We start from the raw sequence: 20,684 nt of genomic DNA, 5'->3' as shown, positions 1-20,684 counted from the left end.
CCGGCATTTGGGCAAAATCAAAGGAGCCTCAGGCAGCTTGCACGCTGCTTGAGGCTTTGATTTGCTTGCGAGGAGCGCGGCGTACGGCCACTATCCCCTTCCCTCAGGTCTGACGGGTTTTCTTCCGCCTGAGCGAGGGGGATAATGGCGATAACGGGCATAAGAACGCCCAAGCTGCGTCGCACTTACAGCGACTTCATCATCTCTTCGATGATCGCGTAGGAGCGATTCGATGCTTCCACGGTGAACTCGGCGAAGTTGACGTGCGCGGAACCGTCCGCCTTGTCCGACATCGAACGGATAATCACGTGAGGAATGCCATTCATGAAGCAGGTTTGCGCCACGGCGGCTCCTTCCATCTCCGTGCAGGCGCCGCCGAATTGCTCGTACAGACTCTGTACGACACCGCGTTCGGCGATAAATTGATCTCCGGACAAAACCTTGCCCTGATAGCAGCGGCCGGGGAATATACGCTCTCCCGCTTCCGACGCTGCCGCGATGAGGAACGCGTCCGCAGCATACTCGGACACGTCCTGGTAAGGAATCGTTCCGCGAGGGAAGCCGAGAGCGGTCACGTCCACGTCATGCTGGAGCGAACTGGCGGAGATCACGATGTCCCCGATATTCAGCTTCGGATCGACAGCTCCTGCAACTCCCGTAAACAGAATCGCTTCCGCGCGGTAACGGTCAATCAAGATTTGGGTGCATACCGCCGCATTGACTTTGCCGACCCCCGAGCGCGTCAGTACAACCTTCTTCCCTTGAAAAAAACCGCGATGATAGGTGATTCCCGCGTGCTGCTCTGTCTGCTTGTCATCCATTCCCGCAAGGAGAAGATTGATCTCCTCCTCCATGGCTCCAATAATTCCGATCGTTGCGAATGTCATAGCGGACGACCACCCTTTCCTCTTCCCGTTTTCTCATAAAGAGACCCTGCCGGCAGTTTCTGTACCCGGCAGGGTCGGCTTCATAGCGGATAGTTACTTGCTCTTCGGTCCTGCGACGGAGCGACGGATAATCAATTCATGCGGAAGCGTCACTTTGGCATTATCCACGGCTTCCTTCTTCATCAGCTTCGTCAGCAATCTCATCGATACCGCGCCGATGTCATACATCGGCTGCGCGACTGTCGTCAATAACGGGCGAACCATCGAAGAAATCCGGCTGTTATCCACGCTTATCACGGACACGTCATCCGGCACGCTCAGCCCGGAGTCCTGAATGCAATGGACGGCGCCAATCGCCATCTCATCCGTGGCCGCGAAAACGGCTGTCGGAGGCTCGGCCAATTCAAGAAAATACTGCATGGCATCGATGCCCGATTCATACTTGTAGTTGCCTACCCGTACATAATCTTCACGGTAAGGCAAGCCGGCTTGCTCCAACGCCCGCTTGTAGCCCTGATAACGGGCGTAGCCGTTCGCCGGATCCTGCAGCGTTCCGCTGATCATGGCAATCGAACGATGCCCTTCGCTGACCAATCGGCTAACGGCGTCGAAAGCCGCAGATTCGTGGTCGATGTCAACGGAAGGGATTGTCCCCTTATCGTCGGTCGTGGCGCAAAGCACAATAGGAACGTTGGACGTCTTGAACGCCTGGATATGCTCCTCCGTAACGGCTCCGCCCATGAACAGCAGACCGTCCACTTGCTTCTCCAGCAACGTGTTAATGACACGGATTTCCTTGTCCTTGCGCTTGTCCGCGTTGCTTAGAATAATATTGTAGTGATACATATTGGCAATATCTTCAATTCCCCGGGCCACCTCGGCAAAATTCGCATTGGCGATGTCGGGAATGACGACGCCTACCGTTGTCGTCTTCTTGCTCGCCAAACCGCGCGCTACCGCGTTCGGCCGATAACCGAGACGTTCGATCGCCTCGTATACTTTCTTCCGGGTTTGCGGCTTGACGTTAGGATTATTGTTGACGACGCGAGATACCGTCGCCATCGAAACGCCCGCTTCCCGTGCCACGTCATAAATGGTTACCGTCACTATGATTCGCTCCAATGTTCGTGACCGGCAAACGAAGAGTCTGTCCAGTCATGGATTATTAAGGTAATCATACGACAAAACCGTATGATTAGCAATGCAACATATGGTTTATACCGCTCATGAAATCGAGCTTAGGAATGGCTTGCAGAAGGCCCCAGCTTTTCCGACAAGAAATCGTAAGTAATCCGCCAGTGGGAAGTATCCCACACCGCCTCGCCGTCCTTCACCAGAATGATCTGGGGAGAAGCGTGCTTGACGCCCAATCGCTCCGCAATCTCATTGCTGACCGGACGGTCCTCGATGACATGAACGATCGCATAGTCTACATCGCCCGTTTGGTCGTCCTGAATATAATGCGTTGCTTCTTCGTGAGCGCCGGCGCTGACCGAACAGCTCGTGCTGTGCTTGAATACGAGCAACGGCTTGTTCGAGGTGCGATCCAGCGCTTCCTTCCATTGCTCGAGGGAAGTGAGTTGTTGCAGGGCTGCCATTCGGACGTCGCCTCCTTCATCTATCAATCCTAATGATTATCGTAGCAGAAAACGTCACCAATCGCAAAAAAGGAGGGGGAGCCCCCCCTCCGTTCCCGCTATGAGACGAACTGGCCGCTCAATTGGGACAAACGCGTATGTATTTCGTTCATCCAGACTTCATCCTCCAGCGACGAAGCCACAAGCCACAAATCGAGCAATTCATCTATCCGTTCTTCGGTTGCCCTGGCGATATCCGTTGCCCGGAGCGACTCCGACCGATCGAGCGCCTGCGAAAGAACTCCCGCCCATTCATGGACCTGGTCAAAAGGAATAATTCCAGGGGCCGGACGACTTCCCAATTGACCCACAAGCTTGCCGACATCGTTCTTCACTCCGGGAAATACGTCATTCCTGCCGCATATGGCGCAATGGTACACCGGAACGTTGTAAATATTGACCTTCTTCGCAAATATCACGGTGCGGAGCTCCAGTTTCATCTCCCTACCGCATGAGCAGCGTTTGAGCAACGGCATTCTCTCCTAACGACAAAAGAGCTTTCACGAAATATTATTCGTGCCGATGCCTCCGAACTCCTGCTCAGCGAGTGCTGTAATTTCTGGTACGCCGCCTATTAAATAGGCTATAAAACAGCAGCACAAGGAGACTCGCGGCAGCGGCTCCCATGCCGTCGTGGAGCAGGTCGAGCAGATCCGGGCTTCTCATCGGCACGAAGGATTGATGCCATTCGTCCGTGATTCCGTATAGCACACACAGCGCGATATTAAGCAGACAGCCTTTCCAGGTGCCCGCCCGCTTGCCCATTCCGTAGGAAATCGTTAACGCCAGGATGAAGTAGGCGACATAGTGCATTGGATTAAAGTCTGTCAGGAAAGGGAGCCACTCCTGAAACCATGGCAGAACGCTGTCCAACTGTTCCCCGCTTCTCGACGAGGAGATGAAGATCGCAAGCATGCAAATCACGGCCGGGGCATATCTCAGCTTTCCTTTCATGAAACTCACACCTTTCTGTTCCCTGTCACGGACGTGAAGGAAGGGCAAAGTTCTGGTACAATGGTTGCTGATCATGAAAAGCTATGGAATGGAGGGAAATCTATCTATGACTGCAAGCAAAAGAGTCGTGTGCCTGCTGGATGATGAATTCGAAGATTTGGAGCTTTGGTACCCCGTCTATCGCGCTCGCGAGGAAGGCGCCGAGGTCGTGTACGCCGGCCCTGAGAAGGGACGCAAGCATATCGGCAAATACGGCGTTCCGGCGGTGGCGGATATTTCTTACGACGAGCTGGACGCGGACAGCTTCGACGGACTGCTCGTGCCCGGAGGCTGGGCGCCGGACAAAATTCGCAGAGACGTCAAGGTTCTGGAATTCGTGCGCCGCATGGATGCCGCCGGCAAGCCCATCGGGCAAATCTGCCATGCGGGCTGGGTGCTCGTCTCGGCGAAAATTTTGCAGGGAAGAACCGTTACCTCGACGCCGGGCATTCGGGACGACATGGAGAATGCAGGCGCCGTATGGCTGGACGAGGCGGTCGTTATCGATCGCAACCTCGTCTCCGCTCGTAGACCGCCCGATCTCCCGCCCTATGCGAAAGCGTTCTGCGATTTGCTGTTCAACCGCTAGACCAAGCCTGACGACGCGCGCCGAAGCCCAACCCCGCCGAGAGGCAGGGTCGGGCTTCGGCGCTTGTATTTGCTCAGATGAGCGGGGACGCCTTGCCCGAAGCGAGCGCCGCCTCCGCATGGAACTGATGGGCGAGCGTCCTCGTCTCCTTGGCCGTTCTGCAGCGGAAAAGCTCCTCTAACAGCTTGCGGCTATCCGCTGCCCTGGAGGAAAGAACCCGTTGCTTGACCGGCAGAATCGCCTGCGCGGACAGGCTGAGCACTTCGATTCCAAGCCCCAGCCATATCGGCAATGCGTTCACGTCGCCGGCGATTTCTCCGCAAATGCTTACCGGGATGCCTTGCGCTTGGGCGGCATTGGCGACAGTGCGAATCATCCGAATGATCGCGGGATGAAACGGCTCGTACAGATGGCTGATCTGCTCGTTCATCCGGTCGACCGCGAGCGTGAACTGAATCAGATCGTTCGTGCCGATGCTGAAAAAGGCAACCTCATCCGCCAGCAGCTCGGCAATCGCCACGGCGGCAGGAACCTCCACCATAATTCCGGCCTTGACATCCGTGCGGCAAGGCACGCCTTCGGCCAGCAGCTCTTGCTTGGCTTCGGCTAATACCTCATTCGCTTCCCGGACTTCCTCCACTGAGGTGATGAGCGGATACATGATCTTGACGTCTCCGTAGCAGGAAGCGCGAAGAATGGCGCGCAGCTGGGTTTTGAACAGATCCTTTCGTTCCAGGCTGAAGCGGATGGCCCGAAAGCCGAGAAACGGATTCTCCTCCTCCGGCATCTGATAATAATCGAGCTGCTTGTCTCCGCCGATATCGAGCGTTCGAATGGTCAGAGGCTGTCCCTTCAGCTTCTGGGCGGCCATGCGATACACCTCGAACTGCTCATCCTCCGTCGGAAAATGGCTGCGGTCCATGTACAGAAACTCCGTCCGGAACAAGCCGACGCCTTGCGCGCCGTTGGCTAGCGCGGCTTCGAGCTCCTTCAGCGAGCTGATATTGGCCGCCAGGGTAAGCGACACGCCATCCGTCGTTACGGAGGGCACCTCCGCGAGCTTCTGCAATTGCTCGCGATGAGCGATAAACTGCTTGCGCATCTCCGTATATCGCGCAACCGTCTCCGAAGTCGGTTCGATCTGCAGCGTACCGTTCTCGCCGTCGATAATGAGCAGATCGCCGGTTCCGATCGGCTCCTCCAGCTTGCCTTCCAAGCCCATGATCATAGGAATGCCGAACGCTCTGGCCATAATCGCGGAATGCGACGTCGGGCTTCCGACCATCGTGACGATGCCCAGCACCAGCTCCGGCTTCAGATGGACGAGCTGGGACGGGGACAGCTCCCGCACGACAAGAACGAACGGCTGCGTGTCCTCCGGCAGCGAAATCTCCGGCGCGCCAAGCAGGTGCTTCAGCAGACGATTGCCGACATCCTTGATGTCGAGCGCCCGCTCCTTCATATATTCGTCGTCCAGAAGATCGAACATGGTGACGAAATGGTCGATCGCTTCCTTGACGGCGACCTCCGCAACCTTGTATTGCCGTTGGATAATTCCCTGAATCTCATTCATGAACACCGGATCTTCCAGGATCGCCAGATGCGCGTCGAAGATGCTCGCCTCCTCGGAGCCAACCACCTCGTCGAGCTCGGTCTTCATCTGGCTAATCTCCGTCTTGGAGCGGCGAATGCCTTCGTAGAGCCGTTCGAATTCCTTGGCCAGATCGGCCACATCGATTTTCTGCTCCGGCAGCTCCCACTCCCAATGCGGAAGCACGAACGCTTTGCCGATGGCGATTCCCTGCGATGCCCCCAAAGCCTGTATCATTTTTCCGCCCCCTTGTTCTCTCTCTCCCGCACAACTACCGACATGACCGCGGCCTGACCCTTTTTGACCGCTTTGTAAGGCGCGAACCTCCATGTTTTAACGATATCGCTGTTGGTGATGACCATGGGCGTTTCCAATGATTTGGCATGCTGCTTTAACGTAGGCAGATGGAATTTCAGCAACGGCTGACCCGGAGACACCTCGTCCCCCATCTGTACGAGCATTGTAAACCCTTTACCTTCCAGATGTGAGGTGTTAATGCCCACGTGCAGCAGCACCTCCAAGCCGTCCTTCGTCACAAGCCCGATCGCGTGCAGCGAAGGATGGATATGAATGATCTTGCCCTGTACGGGCGCGACCAGTTCTCCTTTGTCCGGTATAAATGCGACGCCCCGGCCGACAAGCCGCTGGGCGAATATCGGATCGTCCACCTCTTCCAGAGGAATCATCCGGCCCTGTACCGGGGAATGAAACTGAATCTGTTGAACGTCCGTCTGCATGATCTTGTGAATTTCTTCCCGGATCAGCTCGGAGAACGTTCCGAATACGACCTGCACATGTCCGCCGCCCAGCCGGATGACCCCGGCCGCGCCGAGATGCCTCAGAGACTGCACGTCGACCTTCCGATCGTCGTCCAGCGTCAGCCTCAGACGAGTGATGCATGCCTCTAGGCGAACCATGTTTTCCTTGCCCCCCAGCGCCTGAAGAATGAGCGGAGCCCGATAAGGAATATCCCCCGCCCAATCGTCCAGCCGTGTCGCGTCCTCGCGTCCGGGCGTCGCCAGCTGGAAGCGGCGAATACTCCATCGGAACAGCACGTAGTAGACCAGTCCCGCCGCGATCCCGATGGGCAGCAGCAGCCAGCCCTTGTAAGCGAGCGGCATGTTCACCACGTATTCAAGAACGCCTGCCGAGAACGTAAAGCCGTGACGGATGTCCAGCTCGTAGACCAGCCACATGATGCCCCCGGACAGAAGCGCGTGAATGAGGAACAAGTACGGGGCAACGAACAGAAACGCGAACTCCACGGGCTCGGTAACTCCGGTGAAGAACGAGCTTAGCGCGGCGATACGGAATTGCTTGCGCGTCTTCGGCTTCAAATCTTCTCGCGCCTCGTGGATGATGGCAAAGGCAATGGCCGGCAGCGCGAACATCATCGTCGGATACAGGCCGGCCATGAAAATGCCCGCAGTCGTATCCCCCGCGAAGAAGCGAGGCAAATCTCCGAAGTAAACCCCTTCGGCCCCCTGATATTCCCCCACTTGAAACCAGAAAAAATGATTAAGCAGATGATGCAGCCCGAAGGCTACGAGGATCCGGTGAAGAAAGCCGTACAGGAACACGCCGAAGCCGCCTGCCGAGTACACGAGGGTTCCCGAAGACGCCGCCCAGCTCGCCATTCCCTCCCCCAGGCCGATCATCAGCCAGGCAAACCCCAATGTCAGGATGCTCATGAAGAGGGGGACGAACCGTGATCCGCCTAGAAACTGCAAATACTCCGGCAGCTGGAACGATTTGAATCTCTCGTGGGCCCACGCCGAGGCAATGCCGATAACCGCAGCCGCGAACATCGAAGGTTGAATCCCGTTCGGATCGTAGGTATGGGTGACGACATGGAAAATAAACATCCCCACGAGCGCCCCCATGCCCGCTGTAGCAGCCTGGTTGGACATGCCGAGGGCTATGCCTATGGCGAAAACATAGGGAATGTATTCGAAAATAGCCATGCCCGCCGCATGCAGCATATCCGGCGCCTGGGGCCATCCGAACGACTCCCAGGGCAGGCGGGCAAGCATAAGAAAGATGGCTGCGGCCGGGAGCACCGTCATCGGCAGCATCATGGCCCGGCCTAGCCTCTGGAGGTAACCGATTCCGTACAACCTTATCCCTTCCTTCTCGAAAGAGTCGCAGAGCCGGCCCCAATCGAAGTCATCTCATTCGGCCGCAAGGTTAGCCTCTGCCGTTCGGAAGAAGAATGGAGTCCTCCACCTTGATGCAGCGATCCATAATGACGTTAAGCCCGCCATCGGATGCGATCGCCGCCGCTTCCTCGTTGCTGATTCCGAGCTGGAGCCACAATGTCCTGGCTCCGATCTCCACAGCCTCCCGCGCGATGGGCGGCGTATGCTCCGGTCTGCGGAACACGTTCACCATATCCACCTGCTCGGGAATGTCCTTAAGCGAAGCGTAAGCCTTCTCTCCCAATATCTCGGACGCGTTGGGATTTACCGGAATGATCCGGTAGCCTTTGCTTTGCATGGCCGCCGAAACCATATGCGACGTCTTGGACGGATCGTCCGACAAGCCGACGACGGCAATCGTTCCGGCATTTTGCAAAATTCGCTTAATTTCTTCTCGCGTCGGATGAACGTATGTCATTCGGCATGCCTCCCGCATTTATCTGATGATCGTCTGAACCGATGCTTAGTCTGTCCATTCGACTTGCGCGCCAAGCGATTTCAGATGATCGAAATAAATCGGATACGATTTGGCCACATGGTGCGCATCCTTGATGCGAATCGGACGGGCGGAGCGCAGACCGACGATCGTGAGCGCCATGATGACCCGATGATCGTAATGCGCGTCGATCTCTACGCCGCCTTCGACGCCTTCGGGGCGCCCGTGAACGATAATCTCGTCCTGCTTCTCTTCCACGCGCGCGCCCGCCTTGCGCAGCTCCGTCAGGTAGTCGGTAATGCGGTCGCATTCCTTGTAGCGCAGGTTCTCGACATTATAGAATCGGGAAGTGCCTTCCGCAAACACGGCTGCCGCAACCATAGCCAGCACGCCGTCCGTGAACTCGTCGCCGTCGAACTCCCCGGCAGTCAAGCGGCCGTTGCCCTTGACGTGCACAATGCCGTCCCGATGGGTCAGCGGCACGTTCATCGCGCGCAGCACGTCCACGACGGCCCGCTCTCCCTGCTTGCTCTCCTCTATCAGCCGATGCACGACAACGTCGGACTCCGTAACGGAAGCGGCAGCCAGAATCGCCGCGGAGCCGGGATAATCCCCCTGTACGGTATACGTCTGAGCTTTATATTTTTGCTTGCCGGGGATGCGGTAATGCATCAGGTCGTCGGAAGCTTCAATTACGATTCCCGCTTGCGCGAGCACCTCCAGCGTTTGCCCGATGACGACTTTGGACTTCAGATCGTGAAGCACCTCGATCTCGCTGTCCTCGTCAAGCAGCGGGGTCAGAAACAGCAAGGAGCTAAGAAACTGGGAGCTCACGTTGCCGGACACCTGGATTTTGCCTCCGCGCGGAGCTCCGCCGAATATCGTCATCGGCAGACGGCCGTTCTGATGCTCGATCCGTACGCCCATACTTTCCAATGACGCGATCAGATCGTCGTGCGGACGCTTGCCCAGCGATGCCGGGTAGCTGTTGACGAAATGAACCTCAGGCAGCAGCGCCGCAATCGACATAACGAACCGCAGCACCGCTCCGGCGTTACCGACGTCCAGCTCCTTGGTCGGGCGGGGATGACGTCCGAAGCCCGTGATGACAATCTTCTCGTCGTCTTCCTCGACAACCGCGCCCAGATCGCGAATGCAACGGCGCATCGCCTCTCCGTCCTCGCTGTGAGCGGGATACAGAATCGTGCTCGTGCCTTCCGCCAGCGCGGAAACAAGCAGATAACGCGTCGTATAGTTTTTGGAGGATAAGGCTTGAATTTCGCCGTTCAAACGGCCTGTCGGGGTAACGATCATATCCATTAATGAAGCACGCTCCTTCTAGCTTTTAGGTATGCAGATAAGTTCCTAAGGCAAAGCCCAAGGCCGTAGCCCCCAGGCCGCCGATATAAGTCGCGCCCAGATATAGCGTCAGCGTTCTTCTGGAACCGCCTCCGCTGAGCGTCGCTTTCTGAACGTTTAACGTGGAATAGGTGGTCAACCCGCCGAGAAAACCGATTCCCGTCAGCGCATAAGCGGCCGCATTCTCCTGTTCCAGCCTTAAACCGATCAGCAGGCCCATAGCCAGAGAACCCGCCAAATTCACGCTTAACGTGCCGTAGTATCCCGGCTTGTTTTTCGCCAGAAGCAGACGCCCGACTCCGTAACGAAGCAACGTGCCGGCCGCGCCGCCAATGCCGACCAGGCAAGCGAGCCACATTCCGTTCATCAACGCGTATTCCTTCCCTTCCCAAGCGCAAGCCCGATCGCCGCCATGCCCCAGCCGACCAATGCGCTGAGCAGCACATAAGCCGCCGCGCCGGCATAGGCGCGATGCTCCAGCATCTGCACCAGTTGGCCGTTAAAGGCGCTGAAGGTCGTGTACGAGCCCAGAAAGCCTGTTCCGGCGACCTCGCTCAACCAACCGGGCGTTGCCTTGCGAAGCGCCAATCCGGTCAGAATGCCCAGCAGCAAGGACCCTGACAGGTTGATAAAAGCAGTCGCCCATGGAAAGCTTGACGGAGACGCGGCTTCGGGAAACAAAAAACCAATCCCGTAGCGGGCCAGCGCTCCCAGGAAGCCGGCCACCAGGACGCCAATCGCGATTTTCATCGTCTTTCCGCTCCTACATTGACATGGCCATGCGCAGTTTCTTATGATGAACCTATATTTCAAGGAAAGGCTGGAAACGTCATGAGCACCTATCACACCATATCCGTAGAACAATTGAAGGCCCGTCTGGAGGCCGGAGAGCAGCCCCGCATGATCGACGTCCGCGAGGACGAGGAGGTTGCGCAGGGCATGATCGAGGGCGCCCTTCATCTGCCGCTGGGGCAAATCCCGCACCAGCTTGCCGCCATCCCGAAGGACGAAGAGGTCATCTTCATCTGCCGCAGCGGCTACCGCAGCGATCAGGCCTGCCAGTATTTATCCTCTCTCGGTCATGCCGGCGTCGCCAATCTGGTCGGCGGCATGCTTGCCTGGAATCAGCTTCCTTAAAACCACTCCGGGGGCAGGCCCCGCACCACTGCTTCGGCCACTTCGGCCGGCGTCCGATCGGACGTATCCACCGTCGCATTCGCGAAGTCGTAGGCATGACGCCTCGACTCCAGCAGCGCGGTGATCCGCTCCTCCGCATCGCCGGCCAGCAACGGCCTTGCCCCCGCTTCGGCGCCGGTTACGCGACGAAGCAGGCTCGCCTTGTCGGCGGTCAGCGCGACGACCCATCCCCGCCGCAGCATCTCTTCGCGATTGCCTTCGCGGAGCACGGCTCCGCCTCCGGTGGCGACGACCTGCCGCTCCCGGCTCAGCACGCCTTGAAGCACGCGGCTCTCCCAGTCGCGAAAAGCGCTCTCGCCGTCTTCCTCGAAGATGCGGGGGATGGCTTTGCCCGCCGCCTTTACGATTTCTTCGTCCGTGTCCTTGCTGTCCCAGCCCAGATGCTCGGACAGCAGTCGGCTGACCGTCGATTTGCCGGTACCCATGAAGCCTACCACGACAATGTTTCGGCTTGCTTCCCTTCCGTTCACAGAAGTTCCCCATTCCCTCATTACATAAGCTTTTTCTATCATAGCATATCGCTTCAAAGGTATAAAACGACGAGTTTATCCGTAAGTTTGATAGTGAACAATCCCATTGCCGAAGGGGATGCCGCCGTGAACGACAACCGATCGACGCCGCTTGAGCAGCCGCTCCGCCGCCTGCTTGATCCTTCCTATCCGTTGTGCCGGGAGGATGTTCTGTGGGCGCTTGGCTTTATCAAGAAAAAAGTGGCCGATAGAGCTCCCGAATGGTCGGGACTCGATCGGCCACAGCTGCTTGCTCATTTTGCCTGTTTCGCGGATATGGCCTTGCTGCTTCTGCATCGTCGCAGCCCAAGCCTTCAGGAAACCGAATGCTTTCGGGCGATGCTGCGCGACCTGCTGCCGCGAGACTGAAACTTAGGAATTAATCCAGTTGTGGTGGAACGTGCCTTCCTTGTCCAAACGCTTGAACGTGTGGGCGCCGAAATAGTCGCGCTGCGCTTGAAGCAGGTTCGCAGGCAGACGCTCCGAGCGATAGCTGTCGTAGTAAGCGATCGCGCTGGCGAACGAAGGAACGGGAATGCCGTAGGCGACAGCGGTCGATACCACTTCGCGCCATGCATCCTGGTAAGATTGAACGATTCCTTGGAAATACTCGTCCAAGAGCAGGTTGCGAAGCTCGGGCTCGCGATCGTACGCGTCCTTGATGTTTTGCAGGAAACGCGCGCGGATAATGCAGCCGCCGCGGAAGATCATCGCGATATCGCCATAACGCAGATTCCACCCGTACTCCTCGGAAGCGGCGCGCATTTGGGCAAAGCCCTGGGCGTAGGAGCAGATCTTGCTCGCGAACAGCGCTTTGCGCACGCTCTCGATAAACGCAGCCTTGTCGCCTTGGAACGGCTTCGTTTGCGGTCCTTTCAGCACCTTGCTGGCAGCGACGCGCTCTTCCTTCATCGCGGAGAGGAAGCGGGAGAAGACGGATTCCGTGATAATGGACAGCGGTACGCCGAGATCCAGCGCGCTTTGGCTTGTCCATTTTCCGGTTCCCTTCTGTCCTGCGGCGTCCAGAATCACGTCGACCATCGGCTTGCCCGTCTCAGGGTCCTTCTGCGCGAAAATGTCGGTCGTGATTTCGATCAGATAGCTGTCCAGCTCGCCCTTGTTCCATTCCGCGAAGATGGAGTGCAGCTCGTCCGTAGATACGCCGAGCACGTCCTTCAGCAATTGGTAAGCTTCGCAGATCAGCTGCATATCGCCGTACTCGATGCCGTTGTGAACCATCTTGACGTAGTGGCCCGCGCCATCCGGTCCGATATACGTACAGCAAGGATCGCCGTTTACTTTGGCGGAAATGCCGGTCAGGATCGGCTCTACGAGGCGATAAGCTTCTTCGGGTCCGCCCGGCATGATGGAAGGGCCTTTAAGCGCGCCTTCTTCGCCGCCGGAAACTCCCGTTCCGATGAAGTGGAAGCCCTTAGCCGTCAAATCATTGCTGCGGCGCTGGGTATCCGGGAAATAGGCGTTGCCTCCGTCGATGATGATATCGCCTTGGTCCAGATGAGGCACGAGGGAATCGATCGTTGCATCCGTTCCCGCTCCCGCTTGAACCATGATCAAAATTTTACGCGGCTTTTCCAGGGAATTGACGAACTCCTCGACGGAGAAGGTTCCGACAAGATTTTTGCCCTTGCCCTCCGTGTTCAACAGATCGTCCGTTTTCTCTCTGGAACGGTTGTATACAGCTACGGTAAAACCGCGGCTTTCGATGTTAAGTGCCAGGTTACGGCCCATCACGGCTAAGCCGACGACGCCAATATTTGCTTTCGACATGATTTTCTTCATCCTTTAGCGCAAAATTTTCACAATAAAGCTATTGTACTCTTTTTGGGCGGAGATGAAAACCATCATTTGCAATTCCAAGCTCAGGCAAATTTGTTCTTGATTTTTTCCGTTACTTATTATTTAATAGTTAATATAAAATATAAAGGATGTGTGAATGATGGCAGCAAGCACTTGGAATCTCGACAAATCTCACAGCGGTATTACTTTCAGCGTGCGTCACATGATGATCACGAACGTTCGGGGCAGCTTCAATCAGTTCGACGCGGAGTTGACCGCCGATCCGGCAGACTTGTCCAGCCTGGAAACCTCGCTGACAATCGACGTAGCCAGCATCGACACGAAGGACGAAGGCCGGGACGGCCACCTGAAATCCCCGGACTTCTTCAACGCCGAGCAATTCCCGCAAATCTCCTTCAAGAAAACCTCGCTCTCTTCCAAGGGCGGGGACGACTACTCCCTCACCGGCGATCTCACCGTCGCGGGCGTAACGAAATCCGTTACGCTTAATGCGGAAATCTCCGGTCCGGCCAAAGACCCTTGGGGCAATACGAAGCTTGGCGTGGTCGGAGACGGCGTAATCAGCCGCTCGGAGTTCGGCTTGACTTGGAACGCCGCGCTGGAAACGGGCGGATTCCTGGTAGGCGACGCAATTAAAATCCACGTCGAACTCGAATTCGCGCAGGCTTGATTGCCGCCGCGTCATTCGCGGCCCGCAGACTGCAAAAAGCGGGACATCCTCTTCATAGACGATGTCCCGCTTTTGTTATCTTGATGATTCCCGTCCCACGGCTCAACTCATAGCTCAAGCAGCAGCGCCTCGGTCCTCATGCCCTTTAATTTCTCCTTGCTTGCCTCCGCGGCATCCTGCCATTCATTCGCCAAAGCCTCGTGCAGGACGGCGAGCTCGTAATCGATCTCCAGCCTTAACACGCCCGCCCGCAGCTCGGCCCTGTTCGACCTGAACGCTTGGACCATATCCTCCACCGTAATCTGCGGCCTCTTCTGAAAAATAATGCGATGCTCCATGCCGGACACCTCCACGAGACGGATAATTTCGCCGAACATGATATTCTCGATCCTTAACACCTGACGATCGTGAATCCTCTTGACGACGGCGTGGCCGCGGGAATCGTTGATGAGCTTCTCAAGCCACTGCGACAGCTTCTCGTCCCTGACCAGGTAATCTCCGACCATCCTGTACCTCCCCAGCGTCCGCACGAACCGGAGCTTGAGCAGCTTGCGTCCTGTTCTGACGGATACGAGAAAGTGATGCTCGCTTTCGTTCCAGTACAAGGAATAGCCGTTCTGTATAAGTTCCCTGATCATGTTCTGAATCTGGCGGCGGTCGAAACGAAGCTCCAGATTGCAGTATTCCACTTCATGACTGCGGTTCACGGCCATCCCTCCCTCCTGCGTCCAAAGCGCGGCTCGAGATATTGACCGAATTGTCTGAATATTGCGGCTTGCTTATATTTTATACTCCATCTTATGTTATGGCAACTTGGTTTCTTGACTAATTTCGGTCCTATTTTTTGCGAAAGACCTCTCAACTCTTCCGTCGGGCGCAGCCGCGGAGAGAGATTACCTCTCCGCGGGCCTCAGGACGTAAGAGCCGAAAGAGAGCAGCACCGCGGCAAACAGGAGGAGCACGCCCAGCGGCAGCCCCAGCGAGGACAACGACTCTCCGGAAGAAGCCTGCTCCAAGGCGATAATGGCCCATCGTTGCGGCGTAAAATTCGCAAGCTTCTGCATAAAGTCCGGCATCATCGAGACGGGCCAGAAGCAGCCTCCGAGCATACTGGTCGGGATTACGATCAGATTGATGATATTGCCGAGCTGCGCGGCGTTCTTGACGAGAGCCGCGGCGGCGGACATGACGCCGACCGCAGCGAGCAGAAAGCAGAGCATAACGACAGCGAGCGTACCGAACGGGATACCCAGATCGAAGCCGATCACATAGCGAGTAATGGTCAAGATCAGAAGCACCTGACATGCGCCGATCAAGAAGCAGCCCAGAAAATTGCCAAGCGCGATCTCCCATGCCCGTACAGGCGCGGAATATATTCTTGCTATTGTGCGGTTGCTCCGATCCTCTATAATTCCATGAATCGACTGGTTGACCAAGATCATGATGAACATCAGCGCAAGTCCGATGACGAGCACGAAAGAATTGCTGTTCCGGTGCACCAGGCTTTGACTCTCGATCTGAAGTCCGCCCGTTTCCTGGAGATCCAGCAGCTGTTGAACGATGGCCTCCCGTGCCTTGGCATCGCTCGTCGAAGCCGCGGCCAGCGCAATGCTTCCCGCAAGCCGATCCGCCGTTTCCGTCAAGGTGAACCCAAGGGCGACGCTCCATTGCTGCTCGTTCTTCCGATACAAGCCGACCTGCGTCTCCCCGCCTGCCAGCATCGTCTCGCTGAAGCTCGGCGGAATGTGGACGAGCGCCCCCCACCGCCCATCGTATACGCCTTCTTTGAGTTCTTCCAGCGAAGCGCCGGCTTCGTCCTGCACTTCTAATTCGTATAGTCCGACTGTTCGAACAGATTGGATCACCCGCTCGCCCAGCCAGCCTCCATCCTCGTTCCACACCGCAATCCGAACCTGCACATCGGACGCTTTGCCGAACAGGCCGACAATGCCCGAGATAATGAGAATCGGAACGATGAGAAGGAGAATGCCTTTGCGTCCGAGCAGCATTCTGCGAAGATGAAGCTTTGCCAATATCCAGCTGTTCATGTCAACGCCACCGCCTTCTTGAATCTAAGCATTGCCGCGACCATCAGGGCCGTCAGAATAGCGGCCAGAACCGCAAATGCCTGCCAGGCGCCCTGAAGAGCGCCGCCCGCCATCAGGTGGCGAATCGCATCATTGGCCCAATGATTAAGCGTGAATTGGCCCATTGTCCTGATCGTCGGTCCAAGATCCGCAATCATGCCGCCGCTAAGGAAGGTCATCAGCGTAATGACAAGGCTGAACACCGATTCGATCGCCCGCCGACTGCGGAGGAAGGATGCCATAATCACGGAGAAGCAGACGGTTGACAGCGACACAAGCGCGCAGACGACCGCAATCCCGCCGTAGTCGTTGCCCCAGTCGACACCGTATACCCATCGGGTAAAGCCAATGATAATTGCTGCCTGCAGCAAGGAAAAGAAAGCAGCGCCCATCAGCTTGCCGAGCAGCAAGACATTGGCGGATACCGGCATGGCGTTCAGACGAAGAAGCGTTCCGTTCTCTCTCGCCTCGTTAAGGCCCAGCGCTACCGACATTCCCGAATACATAAGAAACATAATCAGGTACGCGACCGAATAATATTGCAAGGCCGAGAAGCTGTTGAAAACCGTTTCCTCGCGGGACAACAGGCTGCCGATCCGCACAAGCTCTCTTCCCGCTTCGCCGGACAATATGCGGTCTGCCGCTTCCGCAGTCAGGCTCGGAAGCACAGTTGCCGCGGACTGGCGCAATTGAACCTCCTGCGCGAATCGGTTCATGACGGATTCCGCGATCAAATTGCGTTCGGAGAACTGTCCCGGATAGTATCGCGCGGTTCCGCTCGTCAGGGCGAAGCCGTACTCGGCTCTGCCGGACACGAGATCCTGACGGACCTCCTCTTCCTTGCCGCGTATCCGCGGCTCGACGTATTGCCGGACTTCAGGCGAAGCAAGATAGCTTTCCGCAGCCGCTTCCAGCTGTCCCCCGCCTTCTGTATAAATCGATAGCTTCACCGGCTTTATATCGCTCTCCAGAGCGTTGCCGAGCAGAAAAATGAGCAGCAGCGGCAACGCAAGCAGCATGATCAGCACAGTGCGCATTCTCGTTAATCGAACGACTTCGTTCCAAGCTACAATCAGCGACAGTCTCATCCTATCGTCTCCCTTCCGTACCTGATCCCGGTTAGTCCCGGTCCCGCAGCGAACGCCCGGTCAGCGTCAGGAACAGGCTTTCCAGATCGGGTTCGACGCGCGTCAGCTTCTGAAGCTTTAAGTCGTGCTTGGACAGGACAAACAGAATATCCTGTAGGTAAGCCTGAGATTCTTGCAGAACAAGCTCCAATTGGGAATCCTCCCGCCGCTGGAAGAAAGTCACGCGGGCATGACCGCGAATTTCGCCGATAGCCTCGTCTGTCAGACGGTTCGTCTCGAGCATCAACCGCTCCTCCAGACCGGCCTGCCTGATCAGCTCCTCTTTCGTGCCGTGCGCAACAAGCTTGCCCTGATCCATAATGCCGATCTTGGTGCTGATCGCTTCGACTTCCTCCATGTAATGGCTTGTATAGATGACGGTCGAGCCCATTGCGTTGAGCTGTCTCACCGATTCGAGGATGTGGTTTCTCGATTGCGGATCGATCCCTACGGTAGGCTCATCCATAATGATCAGCTTTGGCCGATGCATGATCGCGCAGGCAATGTTCAATCTTCTCTTCATGCCCCCGGAGAACGTTCCGGGCTTCTCCTTCCCGAAGTCGAGCAATCCGGCGAATGCCAGCGCTTCCTCTACGCGTTCCTTCAACAGCCTTCCTCTTAATCCGTACAACTGCCCGAAGAAGGTCACATTCTCCCTGGCCGACAGCATATCGTAGATGGCCAGCTCCTGCGGAACGAGCCCGATTCTGCGCTTTGTCTCGATAGGATTGCGGGCAACGGAATAGCCGTCAAGCATAATCTCGCCGGCATCCGCGGCCAGAAGCCCTGCCAGCAGATGAATGGTCGTGCTTTTCCCCGCTCCGTTAGGGCCCAGCAGGCCGAAGATTTCTCCCTGGGCGATCTCTAGATTCAAATGATTTACGCTCATTTTCGTATCGTACTTCTTGACGACTCCTTTGAACTGTACAAACGTCATCGCAGCGTCCCCCTCCAGACGAATTGATCTCATTATACGAAAATGGCAGACGCATGTAAGGTATACTGAGTCATCTTCGTTCCCCTCGCAAGGGTGACAAAAGTCATTTCTTCAGTGCTATAATGTTCCTATCGATCTTTTGACCCTGAAAGGAGCGCCCCAATGAGGCTGCCGCTTGTCTGGCTCCGGCACCTGCTCGTCGTGCTGCCTGCGATCGCCACCCTCTACATAGCGGACATTCCGAGCAACAGCAGATATGTGGCCTTCGTCCTCCTTGCTCTGCTGTATGCCAGAATAACGGATGCCGCACGCGCGGCCGCGCCACTGCTGCTTCCGCTCGGCATGATCGGATACGGATGGCTCTTCCGCGAGTACGGCGGTTTGCTCTATTTTCTGCAGTATTCCTTGCTCGTCGCCGCATTTCTCCACCTGCGAAAGCCCGTTCAGCTGGGGCCCATGGTTCTGCTGTCGGGCATCGTCCTGAACGCGATCGGCTCCGATCACGGCTTGACCTCCCTCTGGGTGATGAACCTCGCGTGGCTGGCCTTTGCCCTATTGCTCCTTGCCTATACGCTCCAGGAACGGCATCAGTCCCGGCTAAACCAGCAGCTCGAATTGCTGTCGGACAGTCAGGATCAATTGGAGCAGGAACGCGCGCGGACGCTGGAATACGCCCGCAAGGTCGAGGATTACGCTCAGACACAGGAGCGCGGACGCATCGCGACAGAGCTTCACGACGATCTCGGACACAGGCTCATACGAGTGAAAATGATGTCGGAAGCCGCGCTTCAGATCATGGAGCACAGTCCCGACAAAGCTGGCCAACTGATCGCCCAAGTACGCGACCAGCTTGAGGAAAGCATGAACAATATGCGGTATACCGTTCGCAGGCTGCAGCCCGTGGAATCCAAAAACGGGAGGCGTTACGCTCTTCATCGCCTCATCGAGGATGCGGCTCGGGATATGCAGATCGAGGTGATCTTCGAGCTTTCCGGCAAGCCGTTCCCTCTCTATCCAAGCCTGGAATTCGTACTTTACCGCAATGCGCAAGAAGCGATTACGAATGCCGTACGGCACGGCGGAGCGACTTCCGTTCAGATAGTGCTGGATTTCTCCGAGGATCGGCTTGCGATGACGATCGCCAATAACGGCAAGCCTCCCTCCGAAGCGAAATTCGGCATGGGGCTGAAAGGCATGCAGGATAGGCTGGCGGTGATCGGGGGAACGCTTCGGGTTACGCTTGAGCCGCAATTCTTGCTGACGGCGATCATTCCGTATCAAGAGCGACCACAAGCGCAGAAGGAGCAGCATTCATGATTCAATTGTTAATCGTCGACGACGACCCGTTCATCCGGGAGAGCTTAAAGCTGATTCTCGACCTAGACCCGGAAATACAAGTCATAGGCACGTGCGGCAATGGCGAGGAAAGCTTTCAATTCGTCAAAGCTCATCCCGAGACGAATATTGTTCTGATGGACATTCGCATGCCGGTTTGCGACGGCGTAGAGGGCACGCGCAAATTAAAGGGGCTCGACCATCCGCCTCAAGTGCTGATTCTGACCACCTTCGATGACGATGATTACATTGTTCAAGCGATACGCTGCGGGGCTAACGGCTACCTGCTGAAGAACGTGCCGCCCGCCCGGATTGTGTCCGGGATTAAGTCGGTCGCGGAGGGCAATCATCTCATCCATCCCGAGATCGCTCGCAAGCTGGCCGGGCTGCTGGAGCCGCACTCGCTCGATGCCCGGCCGGCCGGAGGCGGCGATGCGGCATCCGACCAGGCTCTCGCCAATGCAGGGCTCACCCCGGCGGAGCAGGAGATCGTCCGTCATATCGCCGACGGCAAGTCCAACAAGGAAATCGCCGGAGCCATGTTCCTCAGCGAGGGTACGGTGAAAAATTACATTTCCGAGATTCTCGGCAAGCTGGAGCTGCGCGACCGCACGCAGATCGCAATTTTCTATTTGAAGAGGTAACCGATAAAGGAGATCAGACATGAGTATCGCTACGAATGACATTTTCGCAGGGTTCGACGCCCGGGACTTTGCCGTATTCGAGATACAAGGACTCGAAGCGCGCATGGAAGCGCTGATTGAACGCGTTCGTCCGAAGTTTCATCAGCTTGGGGAAAAGGTGACACCGATTCTGGAGCAGCTGTGCGGAGAAGAGATGTTCACCCATGTCGCCAAGCACGCTCGCAGGACAGTGAATCCGCCGAATGACTCCTGGGTTGCGTTTGCGCATAACAAGAGAGGCTACAAGGCGCATCCGCACTTCCAAGTCGGGCTTTGGTCTACGCACGTCTTCATTCAGTTCGCCATTATCTATGAATGCCCGCACAAGGGGCAATTCGCCGAACGGGCGCTGGGCGAGCTGGCATCGATTCGCAAGGCGATTCCTTCGCACTACGTGTGGTCCAAGGATCATATGGTTCCCGAAGGGCAAGCGCACGGCGAACTGTCCGACAAGGAGCTCGCGGAGCTGCTTGCAAGGCTGCGAACGGTCAAAGCTGCCGAATTAACCTGCGGCATCCACATTCGGCGGGGCGATCCGCTGCTCGCCGACGGAGAAGCCTTCTTGCGTCGAGTCGAGGATACGTTCCGCACGCTGCTCCCCCTATACCGGATGGCCCTCGCCTGATCGGGA

24 protein-coding genes are annotated in these 20,684 nt (G+C 56.7%); 7 read left to right on the top strand and 17 right to left on the bottom strand.

Going from position 1 to position 20,684, the window contains the following annotated elements:
- Positions 1–185: 185 nt before the first annotated feature.
- The 5 genes from ACFO1S_RS20040 to ACFO1S_RS20020 form a co-directional block, all read right to left on the bottom strand.
- Entirely contained in the window at positions 186–887 is a 702-nt protein-coding gene (locus ACFO1S_RS20040) for a 5'-methylthioadenosine/adenosylhomocysteine nucleosidase (RefSeq protein ID WP_204601321.1), read from the bottom strand.
- 93 nt (positions 888–980) lie between these two features.
- Entirely contained in the window at positions 981–1,994 is a 1,014-nt protein-coding gene (gene ccpA / locus ACFO1S_RS20035; protein ID WP_204601320.1) for a catabolite control protein A, read from the bottom strand.
- A 131-nt stretch (positions 1,995–2,125) separates the two neighbouring features.
- On the bottom strand, positions 2,126–2,485 hold the full coding sequence (gene ytxJ / locus ACFO1S_RS20030) for a bacillithiol system redox-active protein YtxJ (RefSeq protein ID WP_204601319.1): 360 nt from the start codon (positions 2,483–2,485) through the stop codon (positions 2,126–2,128).
- Positions 2,486–2,583: 98 nt separating this feature from the next.
- Positions 2,584–2,943 (bottom strand): TraR/DksA C4-type zinc finger protein, encoded by a 360-nt coding sequence (locus tag ACFO1S_RS20025; RefSeq protein WP_378127427.1) that lies wholly within the window; start codon positions 2,941–2,943, stop codon positions 2,584–2,586.
- 121 nt (positions 2,944–3,064) lie between these two features.
- The gene (locus tag ACFO1S_RS20020; protein WP_204601317.1) at positions 3,065–3,478 is read right to left on the bottom strand and encodes a VanZ family protein; all 414 of its coding nucleotides are present in this window, start codon (positions 3,476–3,478) and stop codon (positions 3,065–3,067) included.
- Between the two features lie 106 nt (positions 3,479–3,584).
- Here ACFO1S_RS20020 and ACFO1S_RS20015 point away from each other — a divergent pair, with 106 nt between their 5' ends.
- Positions 3,585–4,106 carry a type 1 glutamine amidotransferase domain-containing protein gene (locus ACFO1S_RS20015; RefSeq protein WP_204601544.1) on the top strand — a complete coding sequence of 174 codons (522 nt, stop codon included), beginning with the start codon at positions 3,585–3,587 and terminating at the stop codon, positions 4,104–4,106.
- Positions 4,107–4,179: 73 nt separating this feature from the next.
- Here the strand turns inward: ACFO1S_RS20015 and ptsP are convergent, their stop codons facing one another.
- The 6 genes from ptsP to ACFO1S_RS19985 form a co-directional block, all read right to left on the bottom strand.
- Positions 4,180–5,934 (bottom strand): phosphoenolpyruvate--protein phosphotransferase, encoded by a 1,755-nt coding sequence (ptsP, locus tag ACFO1S_RS20010; protein WP_204601316.1) that lies wholly within the window; start codon positions 5,932–5,934, stop codon positions 4,180–4,182.
- Positions 5,931–7,775, bottom strand: coding sequence for a glucose PTS transporter subunit IIA (locus ACFO1S_RS20005; protein ID WP_378127494.1), 1,845 nt, complete (start codon positions 7,773–7,775; stop codon positions 5,931–5,933). Before ACFO1S_RS20005 ends, ptsP begins: the two co-directional genes overlap by 4 nt.
- Before the next feature lie 109 nt (positions 7,776–7,884).
- On the bottom strand, positions 7,885–8,313 hold the full coding sequence (locus ACFO1S_RS20000; RefSeq protein WP_204601314.1) for a CoA-binding protein: 429 nt from the start codon (positions 8,311–8,313) through the stop codon (positions 7,885–7,887).
- 45 nt (positions 8,314–8,358) lie between these two features.
- On the bottom strand, positions 8,359–9,651 hold the full coding sequence (gene aroA, locus ACFO1S_RS19995) for a 3-phosphoshikimate 1-carboxyvinyltransferase (RefSeq protein WP_204601313.1): 1,293 nt from the start codon (positions 9,649–9,651) through the stop codon (positions 8,359–8,361).
- Between the two features lie 25 nt (positions 9,652–9,676).
- The gene (locus ACFO1S_RS19990; RefSeq protein WP_204601312.1) at positions 9,677–10,057 is read right to left on the bottom strand and encodes a fluoride efflux transporter FluC; all 381 of its coding nucleotides are present in this window, start codon (positions 10,055–10,057) and stop codon (positions 9,677–9,679) included.
- Positions 10,057–10,440, bottom strand: a complete 384-nt coding sequence (locus tag ACFO1S_RS19985) for a fluoride efflux transporter FluC (RefSeq protein WP_204601311.1) — start codon at positions 10,438–10,440, stop codon at positions 10,057–10,059. The genes ACFO1S_RS19990 and ACFO1S_RS19985 overlap by 1 nt, the downstream gene beginning before the upstream one ends.
- Positions 10,441–10,521: 81 nt before the next feature.
- Here ACFO1S_RS19985 and ACFO1S_RS19980 point away from each other — a divergent pair, with 81 nt between their 5' ends.
- Entirely contained in the window at positions 10,522–10,827 is a 306-nt protein-coding gene (locus ACFO1S_RS19980; protein WP_204601310.1) for a rhodanese-like domain-containing protein, read from the top strand.
- Here ACFO1S_RS19980 and ACFO1S_RS19975 read toward each other — a convergent pair.
- Positions 10,824–11,357, bottom strand: a complete 534-nt coding sequence (locus tag ACFO1S_RS19975) for a shikimate kinase (protein ID WP_378127423.1) — start codon at positions 11,355–11,357, stop codon at positions 10,824–10,826. The two genes, ACFO1S_RS19980 and ACFO1S_RS19975, sit on opposite strands and share 4 nt — an antisense overlap.
- 126 nt (positions 11,358–11,483) lie before the next feature.
- Here ACFO1S_RS19975 and ACFO1S_RS19970 point away from each other — a divergent pair, with 126 nt between their 5' ends.
- Positions 11,484–11,765, top strand: coding sequence for a hypothetical protein (locus ACFO1S_RS19970; RefSeq protein ID WP_378127421.1), 282 nt, complete (start codon positions 11,484–11,486; stop codon positions 11,763–11,765).
- A gap of 3 nt (positions 11,766–11,768) precedes the next feature.
- Here ACFO1S_RS19970 and gndA read toward each other — a convergent pair whose 3' ends face one another.
- The gene (gndA, locus tag ACFO1S_RS19965) at positions 11,769–13,184 is read right to left on the bottom strand and encodes an NADP-dependent phosphogluconate dehydrogenase (protein WP_204601307.1); all 1,416 of its coding nucleotides are present in this window, start codon (positions 13,182–13,184) and stop codon (positions 11,769–11,771) included.
- 166 nt (positions 13,185–13,350) lie between these two features.
- Between gndA and ACFO1S_RS19960 the strand changes: the two genes are divergently transcribed.
- Positions 13,351–13,884: a YceI family protein gene (locus tag ACFO1S_RS19960; protein ID WP_378127419.1), complete on the top strand. Its 534-nt coding sequence runs from the start codon at positions 13,351–13,353 to the stop codon at positions 13,882–13,884.
- A 107-nt stretch (positions 13,885–13,991) separates the two neighbouring features.
- Here the strand turns inward: ACFO1S_RS19960 and ACFO1S_RS19955 are convergent, their stop codons facing one another.
- From ACFO1S_RS19955 to ACFO1S_RS19940, 4 genes are all read right to left on the bottom strand, one after another.
- A complete protein-coding gene (locus tag ACFO1S_RS19955) occupies positions 13,992–14,591 on the bottom strand; it encodes a hypothetical protein (protein WP_204601306.1) in 600 nt (199 codons plus the stop codon).
- Positions 14,592–14,777: 186 nt separating this feature from the next.
- A complete protein-coding gene (locus tag ACFO1S_RS19950) occupies positions 14,778–15,932 on the bottom strand; it encodes an ABC transporter permease (RefSeq protein ID WP_204601305.1) in 1,155 nt (384 codons plus the stop codon).
- Positions 15,929–17,059 (bottom strand): ABC transporter permease, encoded by a 1,131-nt coding sequence (locus ACFO1S_RS19945; RefSeq protein ID WP_204601304.1) that lies wholly within the window; start codon positions 17,057–17,059, stop codon positions 15,929–15,931. Before ACFO1S_RS19945 ends, ACFO1S_RS19950 begins: the two co-directional genes overlap by 4 nt.
- Before the next feature lie 31 nt (positions 17,060–17,090).
- Positions 17,091–18,035: an ABC transporter ATP-binding protein gene (locus tag ACFO1S_RS19940; RefSeq protein WP_204601303.1), complete on the bottom strand. Its 945-nt coding sequence runs from the start codon at positions 18,033–18,035 to the stop codon at positions 17,091–17,093.
- A gap of 162 nt (positions 18,036–18,197) precedes the next feature.
- Between ACFO1S_RS19940 and ACFO1S_RS19935 the strand changes: the two genes are divergently transcribed.
- The 3 genes from ACFO1S_RS19935 to ACFO1S_RS19925 are packed head-to-tail and all read left to right on the top strand — an operon-like array spanning position 18,198 to position 20,678.
- Complete coding sequence (locus ACFO1S_RS19935; RefSeq protein ID WP_204601302.1) at positions 18,198–19,352, top strand: sensor histidine kinase; 1,155 nt, start codon at positions 18,198–18,200, stop codon at positions 19,350–19,352.
- Positions 19,349–20,014, top strand: coding sequence for a response regulator (locus ACFO1S_RS19930; RefSeq protein ID WP_204601301.1), 666 nt, complete (start codon positions 19,349–19,351; stop codon positions 20,012–20,014). The genes ACFO1S_RS19935 and ACFO1S_RS19930 overlap by 4 nt, the downstream gene beginning before the upstream one ends.
- Positions 20,015–20,033: 19 nt before the next feature.
- Positions 20,034–20,678 carry a YktB family protein gene (locus ACFO1S_RS19925; RefSeq protein WP_204601300.1) on the top strand — a complete coding sequence of 215 codons (645 nt, stop codon included), beginning with the start codon at positions 20,034–20,036 and terminating at the stop codon, positions 20,676–20,678.
- The last annotated feature ends 6 nt before the right edge of the window (positions 20,679–20,684 follow it).

The organism is Cohnella boryungensis (genome assembly GCF_042651945.1).
Taxonomy (GTDB): domain Bacteria; phylum Bacillota; class Bacilli; order Paenibacillales; family Paenibacillaceae; genus Cohnella; species Cohnella boryungensis.
This window is presented reverse-complemented; position numbering and strand designations above follow the sequence as displayed.